Source organism: Psychromonas aquatilis (genome assembly GCF_038155185.1).
GTDB lineage: Bacteria > Pseudomonadota > Gammaproteobacteria > Enterobacterales > Psychromonadaceae > Psychromonas > Psychromonas aquatilis.
In genome coordinates, this window is sequence record NZ_JBAKAZ010000037.1 from 1 (window position 1) to 17103 (window position 17103).

Sequence of the window (17103 nt, forward strand, 5' to 3'; positions counted from 1 at the left end):
TGTGCTTTAGGGATTGGATGAAACTGACCAGTTAATTTTACAGATTGGTATAAGTACGCAACGCAATCAGAGCGAGATAGAGATCGGTTGATGAGGAAAATAAGGAATAAGCGAAAAGCTTTATGGGGAATGAACTGGCCTGATGTCAATAATATGTTTGCTCATACGGAATATTGGCCAAAACCCAAAGGTGTGCATTGGAATACATTTGAGAAAGCAAAGGAAGAAATATACCAACTAGAAAAGCAGTACTGGCGACTGGTAGAGTCCTTCTTAAATAAGCAATTCTAAAGTTTAGGAATTAACCTTTATCTTTCCATTGCTTAACTTGCTCTTTGATCTCAAGGGCATTGACGAGCGAAGGGCCATGTTTCTTAACGTAAGCTTGAATATCATCTATAGTCGTGTTTTTAAATTTACACCTATTGAAATACGCCACTAACTTTTGCTCATGCTTTTGAATTGGGCGATGATATGAGGCTATGACCCAATAGAGGATATGGAAGAAAGCATCGTGATGTTTATTTTCTAATCGTAAAATATTAGCGTAGTTCTCATGGACGTTAGAGTCTAATGAAAGTGCATTCTGAGCACTACATCCAATTGCTTGCGAATGCTTCATATATAATTGTTTTTGCTCACTCAATAACCCCCAAGCTTTATTATAATCTTTATCCTTTATTGCTTGTTTGGCTTCATTGCCAGCTTTTGCAGCCAGTGTAAGCGTGTCACTTCCAATATTTTCAGATGAGTTATTACCTATATGATGATGCGAGTCTTCACTATTTAATTTTGAGGTATTAAAAGTACTTTCTGAAGGTGCCTTGCTATTTTGCGTTGTATTAAATGGTTTAGCATGGTTTGTTTTTTTCGTTTTGGATATTTTCACAATTATAAAAATAACCATGATTAAAGTAATGAGGATATACATGTAATGGCCTTATTCTAATTTATCTAATGTGAGTGCTTTAAATTTACTTCATATTAGTAATTTAGAATAGGGAAACTTATATTAAAGTGGATACTTTAGAGTTTAGCTTTTTGCTAACTACACCCACAACTACACCCAAAATGAGCAGGCATAAAAAAAGGTTAGTAAGCACTACGCCTACTAACCTTTCTGAATATGGTGGCCCTTCCCCGACTCGAACGGGGGACCTGACGATTATGAGTCGTATGCTCTAACCAACTGAGCTAAAGGGCCTAAATTTGAGCGCTGATTATATAAGTTAGTGATTTGCCTGTCTAGCTTATTCAGTTTGATTGCTTATAAATTCATCATAACCGTTATGATTATTAGAAAATATAAATGTATGTAAAAGATAATAGTATTTCAAAGTGGATCGAATACAGAAATAATAGCGACTCTTTTTGATTGTTTAAACTGTGCCATTATTTAAAAAGGCGAGTTTCTGAGGGTAGGGGGTATAAGTCAGGGCATTAACTTTAAAGGGCAGATACAAAAAAGTCCTACCGAAGCAGGACTTATTATTTAGAACACATTACTTAGCTGTTAGATTATTCGTCTAAGAAGCTGCGTAATTGTTCACTACGGCTTGGGTGTCGTAGTTTACGTAATGCTTTAGCTTCGATTTGACGAATACGCTCACGTGTTACATCAAATTGCTTACCCACTTCTTCTAGTGTGTGGTCGGTATTCATATCAATACCAAAACGCATACGTAGTACTTTCGCTTCACGAGCTGTTAACCCTTCTAATACATCATTTGTTGCATTTTTAAGGCTTTCACTTGTTGCGCTATCAACTGGAAGTGCAATCGTTGTATCTTCGATGAAGTCACCTAAGTGAGAGTCTTCATCATCACCAATTGGTGTTTCCATTGAGATTGGCTCTTTAGCAATTTTTAATACCTTACGAATTTTATCTTCAGGCATCATCATGCGTTCAGCTAGCTCTTCAGGCTGTGGCTCACGACCCATTTCTTGTAACATTTGACGAGAGATACGGTTAAGTTTGTTAATCGTTTCAATCATATGTACAGGAATACGGATAGTACGCGCTTGGTCTGCAATTGAACGAGTAATTGCTTGACGGATCCACCATGTTGCATAAGTTGAGAATTTGTAACCACGACGGTATTCAAATTTATCAACAGCTTTCATTAGGCCGATATTACCTTCTTGGATTAAATCTAAGAATTGTAAACCACGGTTTGTGTATTTTTTAGCGATTGAGATTACAAGACGTAAGTTAGCTTCTACCATCTCTTTCTTAGCACGGCGAGCTTTCGTTTCACCGATGCTCATTGCACGAGAAATTTCTTTCAAGTTTGAAATAGTTAATGTGCTTTCTACTTCAATTGCTAACATTTTACGAATACAACGCTCTAGATCTTCTTCTGCTTCTTTAATGCCAGCAACATAAGGCTGATCGCTAGAAAGTACTGTTTCTAACCATGCGCTGTTAGTTTCATTGCCTTTGAATATTTTAATGAATTCAGCTTTAGGCATTTTGCATTGTTCAACACAGATTTTTAAAATTAAGCGTTCTTGTACTCGCGCAGCATTCATATTGCCACGGATCAGTTTTACCATGCGGTCGAACTGCTTTGGTATTAATTTAAACTGTTGGAAGTATTCTGCTTGTTCTGCAATGGCAGCTAATGTTGTAGCATGTTTACGGCCATTCTCTACAATTGATTTCTCAACGATGTTATTTAAACGACGTAACTCTGCAAATTTTTCAGCAGCTTCTTCAGGACAAGGACCTTTAGGGCCTTCTTCTTCGTCCTCATCATCACTTTCAACATCATCATCTTCATCGTCTTCTAAATCTTTTTCTGTTAATTCAGAACCGATATTCGTTGCACTAACCGCTTGTGACATATCATCATTTGGATCAATGAAGCCACTGATTAAATCAGTCAATTTCATTTCTTCAGCTTCGTAACTGTCGTAGTTATCTAATAAGTTACGGATAGTTGCTGGATATTCTGAAACAGAGTTTTGTACTTCTTTGATGCCTTCTTCAATGCGTTTAGCGATAACGATCTCGCCTTCACGTGTTAAAAGCTCTACTGTACCCATTTCTCGCATATACATACGAACTGGGTCAGTTGTACGACCAATTTCAGATTCAACTGTTGCTAATACTTGAGCTGCAGCTTCCACTGCATCTTCGTCTGGCTCATCATTATCAGTGCCTGATAGAATAAGGTCATCGGCATCAGGAGCAGTTTCAACTACTCGGATACCCATATCGTTGATCATTTGAATGATATCTTCAATTTGCTCTGACTCAACGATATCTTGCGGAAGGTGATCATTCACTTCTGCAAATGTTAAGAAGCCATTCTCTTTACCTTTAATGATCAGCTCTTTAAGCTGTGATTGAGGTGTTTGGGCCATAGGTACCATCCAAAAATATTAATCGTAAAATGTGGTGTAAACAGGAAAAAATATTAGCGCTCAATTATACTCTAAAATTGCGTTTTATGCTAATCCCATTAATTTTGTTTTTGTTCTTTAAGTAGTTGTGCTAATTGTATCGTTTCTTGGGTAGTTAAAACCTCACCTTGTCTGGATTTTTGTTTTAAAAATTCAATACGTTGATTCAGGTGCTTAGCTAAGAAATTATCTAAAATATCAAAGAAAACTTCTTCGTATTTGTCTTCTTGTACTTGGTTTTTCCAAGTCGCTAATGTGATGAGTTGTTTCTCTTCAGGTTTTCCACGCCAATTTTCTAATAATGCTCCTGTAGATATATGGGGAGTGTCTCTGCATATTTCAAGTAAGCTGTTTAAAAGAGTTAACCCTGGTAGTTGCATTTCTTTAAATTCAGGGATCTCAGCGAGCTGATAAGCCATCTGAGGTTGCTGCAATAACAATGAAATCGCTAAGCGCATCGGTGTTATTTTTTGTGTTTTAGTTTTTTGCTCTATAACTTTTGGACTAGGCAACAGTTTTTGCAAGCCTTCTTTTTCAATACCTAATAAGCTAATTAAACGTGTCTCCATCATTTGTCTAAATACAGAATCAGGGAGTTTAGTTAACAACGGAATGGCCAGTTGAGCTAATTTTGATTTGCTATCTGCACTGCTCATATCAACTTGTGTTAATAATTGCTGGAATAAAAAGTCAGATAAAGGCATTGCTTGGTCGATCAGCTTTTCAAAAAACACCTTGCCTTCTTTTTGTATTAGACTATCTGGATCTTCGCCATCAGGTAAAAACATAAAGCGTAATGTTCTACCATCTTGAATAGCAGGCAGGGCATTCTCAAGTGCTCGCCAAGCCGCGGTACGACCTGCATTATCACCATCGAAACAACAAACAACCTCACTGGTTTGGCGATACAGCAATTGAATATGGTCTGGCGTCGTTGCTGTACCTAGTGAAGCAACTGCGTAATGGATATCATATTGGCCTAAAGCGACCACATCCATATAACCTTCAACAACCAAGATCCTTTGTATTTCTTTTGCATGTTGCTTTGCTTGATATAAACCGTAAAGCTCTTTACCTTTATGGAAAATAGGGGTCTCAGGAGAGTTCAGATACTTTGGCGTGGTGTCATCGAAAACGCGTCCACCAAAACCAATCACTCTTCCTCGTCTATCTATAATAGGGAACATTAAGCGATCGCGGAAACGGTCATAACTACCGCCACTATCTTTGCTAATCAGCATACCAGCATCAATTAATTGTTGTTCTGTTTGTTTATTAATTGCAAACTTTTTACGCACTTCATCCCAACCATCAGGCGCATAACCGATTTGAAAATGTTTTGTAGTTTGCCCAGATAAGCCTCGGCTTTTTAAATAGTTGATGACTTTTTCACTATTTTTATGGGTGCGTAATTGTTGTTGATAAAAGCGCGTGATATCAGCCATTAATTGATAAAGATCTTTTCTATCAACATAACTGGTTACAGGTTGGTTTGAGCCTGAATCTTCACGAGGGACTTCAATGGATAATTGCTCTGCGAGCATTTCAACGGCATCAACAAACTCTACTCCGTCATACTCCATAATGAATGAAACGACATTACCGCTGACTCCACAGGTGAAGCAATGATAAAACTGTTTGTCCGAACTAACAGAAAAAGACGAGTTATTGCTGCCGTTATGAAAAGGACAACATGCTCGGTAATCTTTACCTTTTTTTTTCAATTTAACTCGGCTGTCAATAACATCAACGATATCTGTACGTGAAATAAGATCATCAATGAAATTTTTAGGGATACGGCCAGCCATTTTTTGAGTCCTGTTTAAAAAAGAGGGTAGTATACTCGTTACTATTAGAGGTGCACAATAATTAGTACACAATAACAAGTGTTTTGGAAAGCAATGGGTTTAACATGCTGCATACAAAAAAGCCCCATACTTAATATTAAGCATGGGGCTTTTTAATCAAAGAAAATGAATATAGTTTATTGCAAGTTTGCTCTTACAAGCCCACTTACTACAGCCATATCTGCTTTTCCTTGAATGTCTTTTTGGAGTAACCCCATTACTTTACCCATATCTTGCATGCCTTGTGCACCAACAGATGCAATAGCTTGCTTAATATGAGCTTCAACTTCTTCAGAAGTTAACGCTTGAGGTAAGAACTCTTCTAAAATAACAAGTTCAGCTTTTTCTATATCAGCAAGATCAGAACGGTCAGCTTTTTCAAACTGCGCAATTGAATCTTTACGTTGTTTAACTGATTTAACGACAACAGCTGTGACAGCCGTATCATCCAGTTCAACTTTATCGTCAATTTCAATTTGTTTAACAGCAGCAAGCAATGAGCGGATAGTGCCTAAACGGACTTTATCTTTCGCACGCATTGCAAGTTTTTGTTCTTCTTTTAATCTTGTTTTTATAGACATGATGAACCTTTATCTATTCTAGTATAGACGAACGCGACGAGCGTTATCACGAGAAAGTTTTTTCAGGTGACGTTTAACTGCTGCAGCTTTAGCACGTTTGCGAACTGTAGTTGGTTTCTCGAAGAATTCACGTTTACGAGTTTCTGCTAAGATACCTGCTTTTTCACAAGAACGTTTAAAACGACGTAGTGCTACGTCAAATGGTTCGTTTTCACGAAGTTTAATTACTGGCATATGCCTATTACCTTTATGGTTACGGTCGTAAATTGACCAGTTCATTTAAAATGGTGCGAGATTCTAATCCTATTTGGGGGACAATGTAAAGAAATTCCGCACTAATTTTCATTAAAATTATCTAAAGATCCAAATGATCTTTAGATCTTGGCATAAAATCCCGATCATATTTCGAGGTGTAAAACCGTTGATTAAGTCTTTGCACAAAGCGATTAATTATAAAATCGAAATGATAGTGCCTTTAGGGCTAAATTATACATTAATGACAATTATTGTAAATTTCCCGCCAAGTTAGGCGGATGCTGCGGGTGATGCTTCAAAAGTCAAGAAATAAAAAGTAACGACTATTTTGTCATACCTTTGTTTATAAATTATCAATTCCCCTTAAGTAAAGCGTCGCTGAGTTGCTTAGGACAAGAAAAAGATCAACCTTTGTTGTACTTTTCCGTTAGAATGCATTTATTTTTGGTTAATGACGTTCGTTGAAATGCATTTTTAATGAGCGATTACAGTTATTAAGGTTGTTTATTATGCGAATTTTGGGCATTGAAACTTCATGTGATGAAACGGGAGTTGCCATCTATGATGAGCAACAAGGTTTATTATCTCATCAGCTCTATAGTCAGGTTAAATTACATGCGGATTATGGCGGTGTGGTACCTGAATTAGCCTCTCGTGATCATGTTCGTAAAACAATTCCATTGATTAAAGAAGCGCTTAAAGAAGCAAATTGCACCAAAGATGATATTGACGCGATTGCATTTACAGCGGGGCCTGGATTAGTAGGGGCCTTATTAGTTGGTGCCTGTGTTGGTCGCAGCATAGCTTTTGCTTGGGATAAACCAGCCATTGCTGTTCATCATATGGAAGGGCATCTGCTAGCACCTATGTTGGAAGAGTCTCAACCAGACTTTCCATTTATTGCATTACTTGTTTCTGGCGGACATACCTTATTGGTGCAAGTGGATGCGATAGGTGAGTACACACTATTAGGTGAAAGTATTGATGATGCTGCAGGTGAAGCATTTGATAAAACAGCAAAATTATTAGGCTTAGATTACCCAGGTGGTCCACGTTTAGCGAAGATGGCTGAACAAGGTGTTGCTGGGCGCTTTAAATTTCCACGTCCAATGACAGATAGACCAGGTTTGGATTTTAGCTTTAGTGGATTAAAAACCTCTGCGTCGGTGACGATAGCGCGTGAAGGTAAAGATGCACAAACACAAGCAGATATTGCTTATGCATTTCAAGAAGCAGTCATTGATACGATTGCCATTAAATGTAAGCGTGCTTTAAAACAAACTGGATTAAAGCGTCTTGTTGTGGCTGGCGGAGTGAGTGCGAATACCGAGTTAAGATCGCAATTAGCAACAACCATGAAAAAACTAGGCGGTGAAGTTTTTTATCCTCGTAGTGAATTTTGTACCGATAACGGTGCGATGATCGCTTATGCTGGTATGCAAAGACTGAAAGCTGGGCACACCCAAGGTTTAGAAATTAAAGCAAAACCGCGCTGGCCTTTAGATCAATTAGAAAGCGTTAATAGCTAATCAAACTGTTATTTTGTGATGAGAAGAAGCAACATTGGCTTTTTCTCATCATGCATCCCTCGGTAATCCTTTTTTGACAGCATTAATTAATCGTTTATTTAATCTATCAATATTGATTGGTAAATTTTGTTGCTGTTGATCCAGTGCCCAACGTATATGTTCGTTCACTAACGCATCTTCACTATTGTTTAATGCATCTTGTAAGGTAGTGATCACTTCGATGCTGGCAGGCGCATTGCCTAGTGCAATGGCAATATTTCTTAACCAACGTTGGTGACCGATACGTCTAATTGGCGAGCCTTCTGTGTTTTTTAAAAAAGTCTCTTCAGACCATGCAAACAAGGTTGTTAACGGCTGATTGTGTAAAAAATCTCTTGCTTGATAATCTGTTTCTTGAGTTGTTTCTGCAAAACGATTCCAAGGACAGATTAATTGGCAATCATCACAGCCGTAAATGCGATTACCAATCGCTTTTCGAAATTCAACGGGAATGGCGCCTTGTAATTCAATTGTTAAGTAAGAGATACAACGTCTACCATCCACCACATAAGGAGCAACAATAGCTTGTGTTGGACATATTTTGATACAAGCGACACAACTTCCGCATTGATTCTCTTGGGCAGTATCCACTGGTAGTGGTAAATCAACTAATAATTCACCAATAAAAAACCAAGAGCCTGCTGATTTATCCAATAAAAGTGAGTGTTTACCAACCCAGCCTAAACCTGCCTTCTCAGCTAAAGGGCGCTCTAAAATAGGCGCACTATCAACAAATGGGCGGAATCCTAATTCACCAATTTCTGCTTTAATTTTATCACCCAGCTGCTTGAGCTTTTTACGCAGCACTTTATGGTAATCTCTTCCTAAAGCGTAGCGGCTGATATATGCAGCGTTTTTATTTTCTAGATTGCTCGCAAACTGTGCGTCTTCTGGTAAATAATCCATACGAACAGAAATCACACGCAGAGTACCAGGCAATAACTCATCAGGACGAGCACGTTTCATGCCATGACGTTCCATATAATCCATTTCACCATGGTAGTTATTATCTAGCCACTTTTGTAAATTAGCTTCGTGGTCACTTAGGTTGATATCACTGATCCCAACGTGTTGAAAGCCAAACTCTTTACCCCAGATTTTAATGTTGTTAGCCAACGCGTTTAAGTCTGTCTGTGTGTCAGGTATATGCTTACAACAGGTCTGTTGTGGTGTATTTTCTAGTGGCTTTTTTTTAGTCATGTGTTCTTTTCAGTTTAAAATCGAATAAAGGATTTATTCATAGCGTGAAGTTTATCATAGTCAGATTAATCTGTGAGAGATAAGCGGCATTGTTTAGGCTCTGTGTTGAAGTTGAGTTATATTTGCTTATCATTTCGCTATAGCTAGTATGCGGGATATGCTTTCTGCTATTATGAAAACAATTGCTTATTCTTATTTATTTCTTAAGATGGTCATTTTATGCAGACTTGATCTGCTAATAATACCTGCACGATAGGAACAATAATTTTTAATGTCGAATATATTAATAGAAAAACTTGAAGATGCGCAGCAAACGGTAGCGTTTGGGCAGCGGTTGAGCCAAGCCTGCCAACAGGCTACGTGTATCTATTTACATGGTGAGCTGGGTGCAGGGAAAACCACGTTAACGCGCGGTTTCGTTCAAGGATTGGGCCATAAAGGCAATGTTAAAAGTCCAACTTATACGCTTGTTGAACCTTATGAGTTAGCTGATTGGCAAATCTACCACTTTGATTTATACCGTTTATCGGATCCTGAAGAGCTAGAATTTATGGGGATTCGTGATTATTTCGGTGAAACAAGCCATAGTTTAGTGGAGTGGCCTGAACGTGGCATCGGCTTTTTACCGCCAGCTGATATTGATTTAACAATTGCTTATGTTGGTGAACAGCGTGAAATTACATTACAAGCTAATACAAGTAATGGTTTAAGTGTTTTAAATAATTTATGAAGGTTCGAGGAAGGTTTGTGTCATTAATAAACTCAATACGCTTTTTAGCAACACGCTTTGTTTGCTTTTTAATATTAGCGCAGAGCATCAGTTTTAGTGTTTATGCAGCTCAAAAGAATGAATTAGAAAGTATACGTACATGGCCTTCCCCAGATAAAACACGTGTTGTATTTGATCTTAGCCAAAAACCAAAATATGAAACTCATTACTTAACCAAGCCCGATCGCCTTGTTATTGACTTCAGTGGCACGGTAGACAAATCTAATTTAGATAAGTTTTCCAGCAAGGGCAAAGTGATTAGTAATATTCGCGAAAGCAAAACCTCAAAAGCGAATACCTTCCGCGTCGTTATCGATTTAAAACAAAAAAGTACCGCTCGTATTTTTAGCTTACCTCCGGCTAAACCCTACGGTCATAGATTAGTTATTGACTTACCACTTAAAAATAAAGCAATTCCAAAAACAATCGCAGCAGCGCCGGTAAATGGACGCGACATTATTGTCGCAGTTGATGCTGGCCATGGTGGAGATGATCCGGGTGCATTGGGTAAGTATAGTTATGAAAAAAAAGTAACGTTACAAATAGCCAAACGTTTAAAAAATAAAATCGATAGTCAAAAAGGTATGCACGCATTTTTAATTCGTACCGGAGACTATTTCGTTAATTTAAATAGACGTTCTGAAATTGCACGAAAAGGACAAGCAGACTTTTTAGTTTCTATTCATGCTGATGGCTTTACATCAAGCCGACCAAAAGGGGCCTCTGTGTGGGTGTTATCGAATCGTCGTGCAACCACTGAGTTGGGTCGATGGATGGAGAAAAACGAAGCGCAGTCTGAATTATTAGGTGGCGCAGGTAATATTATTGAAGGCTCAGACAGCGTGCCATTTTTGAATAAAATGCTATTAGATATGTCGATGGGTAACACCATGGGGGTAGGTTATAATATTGGTTCACTGGTTACCAATGAGCTTTCAAAAGTGACAACAATGCATAAAAAAGAACCTGTGCATGCTAGTTTAGCGGTATTAAAGTCACCCGATATTCCTTCAATTTTAGTTGAAGCGGGCTTTATTACTAACCATACGGAAGAGCGTTTATTAAACCAAGCTGAATTTCAGACAAAAATTGCCAATGCCGTTTATAAAGGAATTTATAACCACTTCAGCGCAAAACCACCGCAAGGTACCTTATTTGCACAAACTAAACGTGCCACTAAACATACTGTGCGCAATGGTGAGTCACTGTCTATTTTGGCGCAGCGTTATGGAGTCAGTATTCAAAAGCTGAAAAGTATGAATAACTTAAGCTCGAACTCTTTGCAAATAGGCCAAGTACTCAATATCCCAGCTAATTATCGTTTGAGTAACGCAACGAATACCAGTCAAGCAACCTCTAGTGCTCCTAGAAAAGCCTCTTCTTATAAAGTGGTCAGTGGAGACTCACTGTCTATTATTGCTAGAAAATACAACTTAAGTAGTTCTGAGTTAATGGCTTACAATAACTTATCAAGAACACAGGTTAATGTTGGGCAAGTACTTAAAATACCGGGTGTTGCAGCAGCAAAAGTTGTGCAAAAAGAAGTCACACATAAAGTTGAAAAAGGTGAGTTTTTATCACTTATTGCAGGTAAGTATAATAAAAGCACGGAAGAGTTAGTGGCTTATAATCATCTTTCTAAGACTCAGCTTAATATTGGGCAGGTGCTTAAGATCCCTGGTGTTGAAAGTATTGTTGACTCACCAAAGAAATCTAAACCTGTATTAGAGAAGAAAGTAATACGCAAAGAAGTTTCGCATAAAGTCAGCAAAGGTGAATTTTTATCGCTGATTGCGAAAAAGTATAATAAAACGACATCTGAGTTAGTCGCTTATAATAATCTTTCCAAAACCCAGGTAAACATTGGTCAAATCATTAAGATCCCTGATGTTGAGCAGGTGATAACAGTACCTAAGAAGAAGCCAGTTATAACACCTAAGAAAGTGGTACAAAAAGAAATTACTCATCAAGTTACAAAAGGTGAGTCCTTGTCTTTGATTGCTGCAAAATATAATAAGAGTATGGCTGAAATTACTGCTTATAACGGTTTAAGTTCAACCTCTATTAGAGTCGGCCAGAAGCTGAAAATACCGGGGGCGGATAGCGTTATTAAAAGCAGTACGGCAAAAGCGGCTAAGCAAAAAGAGATTACTCATAAAGTAACAAGTGGTGAATCATTATCAGTGATCGCTGCTAAATACGATACAACGACCTCGGTGTTAAAACGCTATAACGGTTTAACAAGTAGTTCGATTAAAGTAGGGCAAAAAATCAAGATCCCTGGCACGGCTTCTGCGGCAACCGTCACCAAGAAAACACAACCTACTTCTTATAAAGTGGTTAGTGGTGATTCACTATCAGAAGTAGCTGAGCGATTTAATAGAAGCTCAAAACAGCTAATGGCATATAACAAGCTTTCCTCTTCAACTTTGTTTGTTGGGCAAACCTTAAAAATACCAAGTGCAAGTTATAAGCCTGTTATAAAGCCTTCTTCTCATACTGTAAAAAGTGGTGAGTCGTTATCGGTTATTGCTTCAAAATATGGGCTATCAACAAGTGACTTGAAGTCTTTTAATCAGCTGCGATCGAGTACACTTAGCGTTGGACAAAAATTAAAAATACCAACAAATAAGTCCACTGAACATAAAGTACGAAGTGGTGAGTCTTTATCTGTTATTGCCCAACAATATGGCACCACTAGTCGGGCTATCATGTCTGAAAATAATTTAAAAAGCAGTACCCTTTCAGTAGGGCAAGTGTTAACAATACCAGTTAGTTAGAGTGATATATGTCGATACAAATTTTACCCGCACGTTTAGCTAACCAAATTGCAGCAGGCGAAGTGGTTGAGAGACCTGCTTCGGTTGTTAAAGAGTTAGTTGAAAATAGCTTAGATGCCGGTGCAACAAGAATTGATATTGAGATTGAGCAGGGTGGTGCTAAGTGTATCCGTATTAAGGATAATGGCAGTGGTGTTAATAAAGAGCAATTAACACTGGCATTGAGTCGTCATGCCACCAGTAAAATTAGTCACCTGGATGATCTAGAAGCGATTGTTAGTTTAGGATTTCGTGGTGAAGCTTTAGCCAGTGTCAGTTCAGTGGCTCGTTTAACTTTCACTTCTAAACCTGCTGATCAAGATGAAGCTTGGCAAGCAATTGCAGAAGGTCGTGATATGCAAGTGCATATTCAACCTGCAGCTCACCCTCAAGGCACTACAGTGGAAGTGCTAGACTTGTTTTTTAACACGCCAGCTCGCCGCCGTTTCTTAAAAACTGAAAAAACAGAATTCCAACATATTGATGAGCTAATTAAGCGAATTGCACTAAGTCGTTTTGATATTGCGATTAGTTTAAAACACAATAACAAGATAGTTAGGCAATATAGAGCGGCGCCAACACAGCAGCAACAGGAAAAGAGAATTGCTGCTATTTGTAGTGAGCAATTTATTCAAAATGCCGTGTTTTTTGAACATCAAGACCAAGCATTAAAAATTTCAGGTTGGGTGTCAGACCGTTTATCTCCTCGCCCTTTGGCAGATGTACAATATTGTTACATTAATGGACGTATGATCCGCGATAAACTAGTCAACCATGCAATTAAGCAGGTTTTTGCTTATTATCTACCTCAAGGGACTTTCCCTGGTTACATTATTTATATTGAATGTGATCCTAAAGAAGTGGACGTTAATGTACATCCAGCAAAGCATGAAGTGAGATTTCATCAAGCACGTTGGGTTCATGACTTTATTAGTAGTACCTTAAATACAACATTAAATGATAGCTCGCTAGTGACTGAGTCAACACCACAAGCGCCTGCGGAAGAGCATACTTATCAGCCGCCTACGCCGAGCCATCATGATTATGAGCAGGCGAGTACTGCACCTGCAACAAGTGCTCCTTCCACTGGTGGTTATTCAAGAGAGGCTTCAAAACCCTTTCAAAAACCTGCATTAGACCATGGAAAAGTAGCGGCATATTGTGATTTTGTCGCAGAAGCTTACCAACACAATGTAACAGCTACGCCACACTTACCTGCAAAAGAAGCGAATCAGCAGGCGCCCGCTAACGTATTAAGTTTAATTAAAAATAAGATTGTCTTAATACAGCCCTTAGCCACGCCTTTGACAGCACTTTCAGATAATGGATTACTGCTTTTATCGGTGACCGAGGCTAATAAACAGCAATTATCCGCACAGTTATTTTCAGCTTGGGAAGATGGTGAAGTTATCTCTCAACCTTTATTATTACCGGTGCGCTTTGAAGTCGATGAATCACTTTTAGCGGTTGCTAAAGATGCTGAAATGTTATTAACGCGCTTAGGTTTTGTTTATAAATTTAAATCGAAATTTATTATTGTTAGCCAAGTCCCTGCTGCCTATCGACATGCACCTATTGCCAGTATCTTACCCTCATTATTTGAGTACTTAGGAAGTGTTGAGCTTTTTGAAGAAGCCTCCTTTGTTAAGCTGGTATGTGAACAATTAGGTCAGTTATTTATTTTAAATAACGATGGCAAAGTATTATCGGTAACTGAGGTATTAGCCTTGATCAATTCATTAATCAAGCTTCCTACACAATCTTTACAAGCTTGCTTTAAGCAGCCCGATTTATCTTTGTTAATTAAAGAGACAGAATAATATGAAAGACCCAGTCAGTAAGACACTGCCTAAAGCAATATTTTTAATGGGGCCAACGGCGTCAGGCAAAACCGATCTCGCGATTAAATTAGCACAACAGTGCCGTTGTGAAATTATTAGCGTAGACTCGGCGCTTATTTATAAAGAGATGGATATTGGTACTGCCAAGCCGACAGCACAGGAGCTAGCCTTAGCACCTCATGCTCTAGTTAATATTCTAGATCCTAAAGAGAGTTATTCTGCTGGTGACTTTCGTGATGATGCGTTAGCGCTCATGCATCAGATTGTTGCTCGTGGTAACACGCCTTTATTGGTGGGTGGAACCATGTTGTATTACAAAGCATTGATTGAAGGTTTATCACCTCTGCCAAGCGCTGACCCTGAAATAAGAGCGGCGATAGAGTTACAAGTCAAAGAGACCAGTTGGCAGGACTTACACGATGAGTTACGTGCCATTGACCCTGTTTCTGCAGAAAGAATACATGTTAATGATCCACAACGACTAGCACGCGCTATTGAGGTTTATCGTATTAGCGGTAAAACCATGACCGAGCTAACTGCAATTAAAAGCGATCCTATTCCTTTTGATGTGCATCAGTTTGCCATTGCACCGACTGAAAAAGCTGTCCTGCATGAACGTATAGAGCGCCGTTTTGATTTAATGTTAGAAGCTGGTTTTGAACAAGAGGTCAGAGCCTTATATGAGCGTGGTGATTTGCACTTAGATTTACCTTCTATGCGTTGTGTTGGCTATCGCCAAATGTGGGAATATATCGAAGGCAAGCTAGATTACCCTGAAATGCGCTTTAGAGGCGTAGTTGCGACTCGCCAACTTGCTAAAAGACAAATGACCTGGTTACGTGGTTGGAAACAGCCAATGACTTGGTTAGAAAGTGCAGATCCAAGTAACTTTGACAAAATTAAAGCGGTGCTTTAACCGCTGGACCTAATCATGATCTCGGGTATCATTATTAGAAAATAGAACAAGATAATAGAGGTATGGATCAAAATTATTGATTTACAGTTAGTTTTTTTATTAGGTGCTTAGGTATACTAAAAATTAAGTTAACAATAAAAATAATAATAAGGATGACTTATGGCTAAAGGACAATCACTACAAGACCCTTTTCTAAACACATTACGCAAAGAGCATATTCCAGTCGCAATCTATTTGGTGAATGGAATTAAATTACAAGGTCAAATTGAGTCTTTTGACCAATTTGTTATTTTATTAAAAAACACAGTCAGCCAAATGGTATATAAACATGCGATTTCAACCGTTGTACCAAGTCGAGCTGTTCCAACAGAACCTCATCAAGACTAGCTTATAACGGCAATTTCAGACCTTGGCTTGTCGCGCGCAAGCCAATTTTTTATATAATCATTTTTAGCTGTGTTAGGATGTCAGATTATGAGTGACTTGTTGTCACTGAATATCCTTATTTTATATTGGAGAGTTAATTGTTTGAACGTTATGAAGCCGGAGAACAGGCTGTTTTAGTCCATATTTCTTTTACAGATGAAAACAATAAAGAAGATCTTGATGAATTAAAACTATTAGTAAGTTCTGCGGGTGTTAATTCTGTTGCTACTGTAACAGGCCCTCGTAAAACCCCACATGCTCGTTTTTTTGTTGGCACAGGTAAAGCACAAGAAATTGCTGAAACTGTCCGTACAATGGAAGCGGATATTGTTATTTTTAATCATGCTTTAAGTCCTGCTCAACTTCGCAATATGGAAGAGATTTGCGAGTGTTTAGTATTAGATAGAACGGCGCTTATTTTAGATATATTCGCACAACGTGCTAGGACTTACGAAGGTAAACTACAAGTTGAATTGGCGCAGCTACATTATATGTCTAGTCGCTTAGTAAGAGGATGGAGTCACCTTGATAAACAAAAAGGTGGTGTTGGTATGCGTGGTCCAGGTGAAACTCAGCTGGAAACCGATAGACGTTTACTCAGTGCTCGAATCACAACAATTAAATCAAGATTAGCGAAAGTATCTAAACAACGTGAGCAGGGTCGTCGTTCTCGCTTACGTAATGAAGTGCCAACAGTCTCTTTGGTAGGGTATACTAATGCTGGTAAATCAACGTTATTTAACCAAATAACAGAAGCAAAAGTATATGCAGCCGATCAGTTATTTGCGACGCTAGACCCAACATTACGTAAAATTTCAGTAGATGATGTTGGTACTTGTATTTTAGCGGATACAGTTGGTTTTATTCGTCATTTACCACATGATTTGGTTGCTGCATTTAAAGCAACCTTACAAGAAACACGTGAAGCAACATTATTATTACATGTTGTCGATTGCTCTGATGAAAACTACCTTGCAAACGTCGAAGCTGTTGATCATGTGTTAAGTGAAATTGATGCCGATGAAGTGCCGTATTTAATGGTCATGAATAAAATTGATGCCCTTGAAGAAGGTGAGCCAAGAATTGACTATGATGACCTTGGTAATCCAATTCGAGTATGGTTATCAGCTCAAAAAGATCTTGGTGTAGATTTATTATTTGAAGCTTTAACCAGTCGTTTATCTGGAAAGATTCGTTCATTACAACTCTCAATTCCGCCATCACAAGGGAAATTAAGAGCCTTGTTTTACGAGCTTGAATGTATTGAAGATGAAAGCTATATAGAGAATGGGCATTGTTTAATCAATATTCGATTAAACCATGCAGATTGGCAACGATTGATAAAACAAGAGGGTAATTACATCGAAGAATTCGTAATTGATGATAATTATCAGACGGTTGAGGAGTTAGAGAAAGAAGATTGGACCTAATATGTCATAAACTCTTTATTAATGGTGTTAACATTGTTACATT

13 protein-coding genes, 1 tRNA gene and 1 pseudogene are annotated in these 17103 nt (G+C 38.3%); 8 read left to right on the top strand and 7 right to left on the bottom strand.

Features of this window, described 5'->3' with window-relative positions; translation table 11 throughout:
• Positions 1 to 90: 90 nt before the first annotated feature.
• On the top strand, positions 91 to 291 hold the full coding sequence (locus tag V6256_RS10310) for a hypothetical protein (RefSeq protein WP_341598129.1): 201 nt from the start codon (positions 91 to 93) through the stop codon (positions 289 to 291).
• Positions 292 to 301: 10 nt separating this feature from the next.
• Here V6256_RS10310 and V6256_RS10315 read toward each other — a convergent pair whose 3' ends face one another.
• The 6 genes from V6256_RS10315 to rpsU all read right to left on the bottom strand — a co-directional run bounded on the left by V6256_RS10315 (position 302) and on the right by rpsU (position 6070).
• Positions 302 to 889 carry a hypothetical protein gene (locus tag V6256_RS10315; protein WP_341598130.1) on the bottom strand — a complete coding sequence of 196 codons (588 nt, stop codon included), beginning with the start codon at positions 887 to 889 and terminating at the stop codon, positions 302 to 304.
• A 238-nt stretch (positions 890 to 1127) separates the two neighbouring features.
• A tRNA-Ile gene (locus V6256_RS10320) sits at positions 1128 to 1204 on the bottom strand.
• Positions 1205 to 1518: 314 nt separating this feature from the next.
• Positions 1519 to 3369 (bottom strand): RNA polymerase sigma factor RpoD, encoded by a 1851-nt coding sequence (rpoD, locus tag V6256_RS10325; protein ID WP_341598131.1) that lies wholly within the window; start codon positions 3367 to 3369, stop codon positions 1519 to 1521.
• Positions 3370 to 3467: 98 nt separating this feature from the next.
• Positions 3468 to 5216, bottom strand: a complete 1749-nt coding sequence (gene dnaG / locus V6256_RS10330; protein ID WP_341598132.1) for a DNA primase — start codon at positions 5214 to 5216, stop codon at positions 3468 to 3470.
• A gap of 176 nt (positions 5217 to 5392) precedes the next feature.
• Positions 5393 to 5836, bottom strand: a complete 444-nt coding sequence (locus V6256_RS10335) for a GatB/YqeY domain-containing protein (RefSeq protein WP_341598133.1) — start codon at positions 5834 to 5836, stop codon at positions 5393 to 5395.
• A gap of 18 nt (positions 5837 to 5854) precedes the next feature.
• On the bottom strand, positions 5855 to 6070 hold the full coding sequence (gene rpsU, locus V6256_RS10340; RefSeq protein WP_025563760.1) for a 30S ribosomal protein S21: 216 nt from the start codon (positions 6068 to 6070) through the stop codon (positions 5855 to 5857).
• A gap of 530 nt (positions 6071 to 6600) precedes the next feature.
• On the opposite strand from rpsU, the gene tsaD reads away from it, so the two are divergent.
• Positions 6601 to 7620, top strand: a complete 1020-nt coding sequence (gene tsaD / locus V6256_RS10345) for a tRNA (adenosine(37)-N6)-threonylcarbamoyltransferase complex transferase subunit TsaD (protein WP_341598134.1) — start codon at positions 6601 to 6603, stop codon at positions 7618 to 7620.
• 48 nt (positions 7621 to 7668) lie between these two features.
• Here tsaD and queG read toward each other — a convergent pair whose 3' ends face one another.
• Positions 7669 to 8859, bottom strand: a complete 1191-nt coding sequence (gene queG / locus V6256_RS10350) for a tRNA epoxyqueuosine(34) reductase QueG (RefSeq protein ID WP_424141059.1) — start codon at positions 8857 to 8859, stop codon at positions 7669 to 7671.
• Between the two features lie 271 nt (positions 8860 to 9130).
• Between queG and tsaE the strand changes: the two genes are divergently transcribed.
• The 6 genes and pseudogenes from tsaE to hflX all read left to right on the top strand — a co-directional run bounded on the left by tsaE (position 9131) and on the right by hflX (position 17060).
• Positions 9131 to 9589: a tRNA (adenosine(37)-N6)-threonylcarbamoyltransferase complex ATPase subunit type 1 TsaE gene (gene tsaE / locus V6256_RS10355; RefSeq protein ID WP_341598135.1), complete on the top strand. Its 459-nt coding sequence runs from the start codon at positions 9131 to 9133 to the stop codon at positions 9587 to 9589.
• A pseudogene (locus V6256_RS16430) lies at positions 9586 to 10938 on the top strand (N-acetylmuramoyl-L-alanine amidase); the annotation flags it as partial. The gene tsaE and the pseudogene V6256_RS16430, both read left to right, overlap by 4 nt.
• A gap of 1478 nt (positions 10939 to 12416) precedes the next feature.
• On the top strand, positions 12417 to 14267 hold the full coding sequence (gene mutL / locus V6256_RS10365) for a DNA mismatch repair endonuclease MutL (RefSeq protein WP_341598137.1): 1851 nt from the start codon (positions 12417 to 12419) through the stop codon (positions 14265 to 14267).
• 1 nt (position 14268) lies between these two features.
• Positions 14269 to 15204 (top strand): tRNA (adenosine(37)-N6)-dimethylallyltransferase MiaA, encoded by a 936-nt coding sequence (gene miaA / locus V6256_RS10370; protein WP_341598138.1) that lies wholly within the window; start codon positions 14269 to 14271, stop codon positions 15202 to 15204.
• Between the two features lie 159 nt (positions 15205 to 15363).
• On the top strand, positions 15364 to 15591 hold the full coding sequence (gene hfq / locus V6256_RS10375; protein ID WP_341598139.1) for an RNA chaperone Hfq: 228 nt from the start codon (positions 15364 to 15366) through the stop codon (positions 15589 to 15591).
• A 137-nt stretch (positions 15592 to 15728) separates the two neighbouring features.
• Positions 15729 to 17060 carry a ribosome rescue GTPase HflX gene (hflX, locus tag V6256_RS10380; protein WP_341598140.1) on the top strand — a complete coding sequence of 444 codons (1332 nt, stop codon included), beginning with the start codon at positions 15729 to 15731 and terminating at the stop codon, positions 17058 to 17060.
• The last annotated feature ends 43 nt before the right edge of the window (positions 17061 to 17103 follow it).

Excerpts from the sequence above, each read along its gene's own strand:
- queG (WP_424141059.1), bottom strand. The coding sequence starts at position 8,859 with ATGACTAAAAAAAAGCCACTAGAAAATACACCACAACAGACCTGTTGT.
- tsaD (WP_341598134.1), top strand. The coding sequence starts at position 6,601 with ATGCGAATTTTGGGCATTGAAACTTCATGTGATGAAACGGGAGTTGCC.
- dnaG (WP_341598132.1), bottom strand. The coding sequence starts at position 5,216 with ATGGCTGGCCGTATCCCTAAAAATTTCATTGATGATCTTATTTCACGT.
- tsaE (WP_341598135.1), top strand. The coding sequence starts at position 9,131 with ATGTCGAATATATTAATAGAAAAACTTGAAGATGCGCAGCAAACGGTA.
- rpsU (WP_025563760.1), bottom strand. The coding sequence starts at position 6,070 with ATGCCAGTAATTAAACTTCGTGAAAACGAACCATTTGACGTAGCACTA.
- V6256_RS10335 (WP_341598133.1), bottom strand. The coding sequence starts at position 5,836 with ATGTCTATAAAAACAAGATTAAAAGAAGAACAAAAACTTGCAATGCGT.
- hfq (WP_341598139.1), top strand. The coding sequence starts at position 15,364 with ATGGCTAAAGGACAATCACTACAAGACCCTTTTCTAAACACATTACGC.
- rpoD (WP_341598131.1), bottom strand. The coding sequence starts at position 3,369 with ATGGCCCAAACACCTCAATCACAGCTTAAAGAGCTGATCATTAAAGGT.
- miaA (WP_341598138.1), top strand. The coding sequence starts at position 14,269 with ATGAAAGACCCAGTCAGTAAGACACTGCCTAAAGCAATATTTTTAATG.
- mutL (WP_341598137.1), top strand. The coding sequence starts at position 12,417 with ATGTCGATACAAATTTTACCCGCACGTTTAGCTAACCAAATTGCAGCA.
- V6256_RS10310 (WP_341598129.1), top strand. The coding sequence starts at position 91 with ATGAGGAAAATAAGGAATAAGCGAAAAGCTTTATGGGGAATGAACTGG.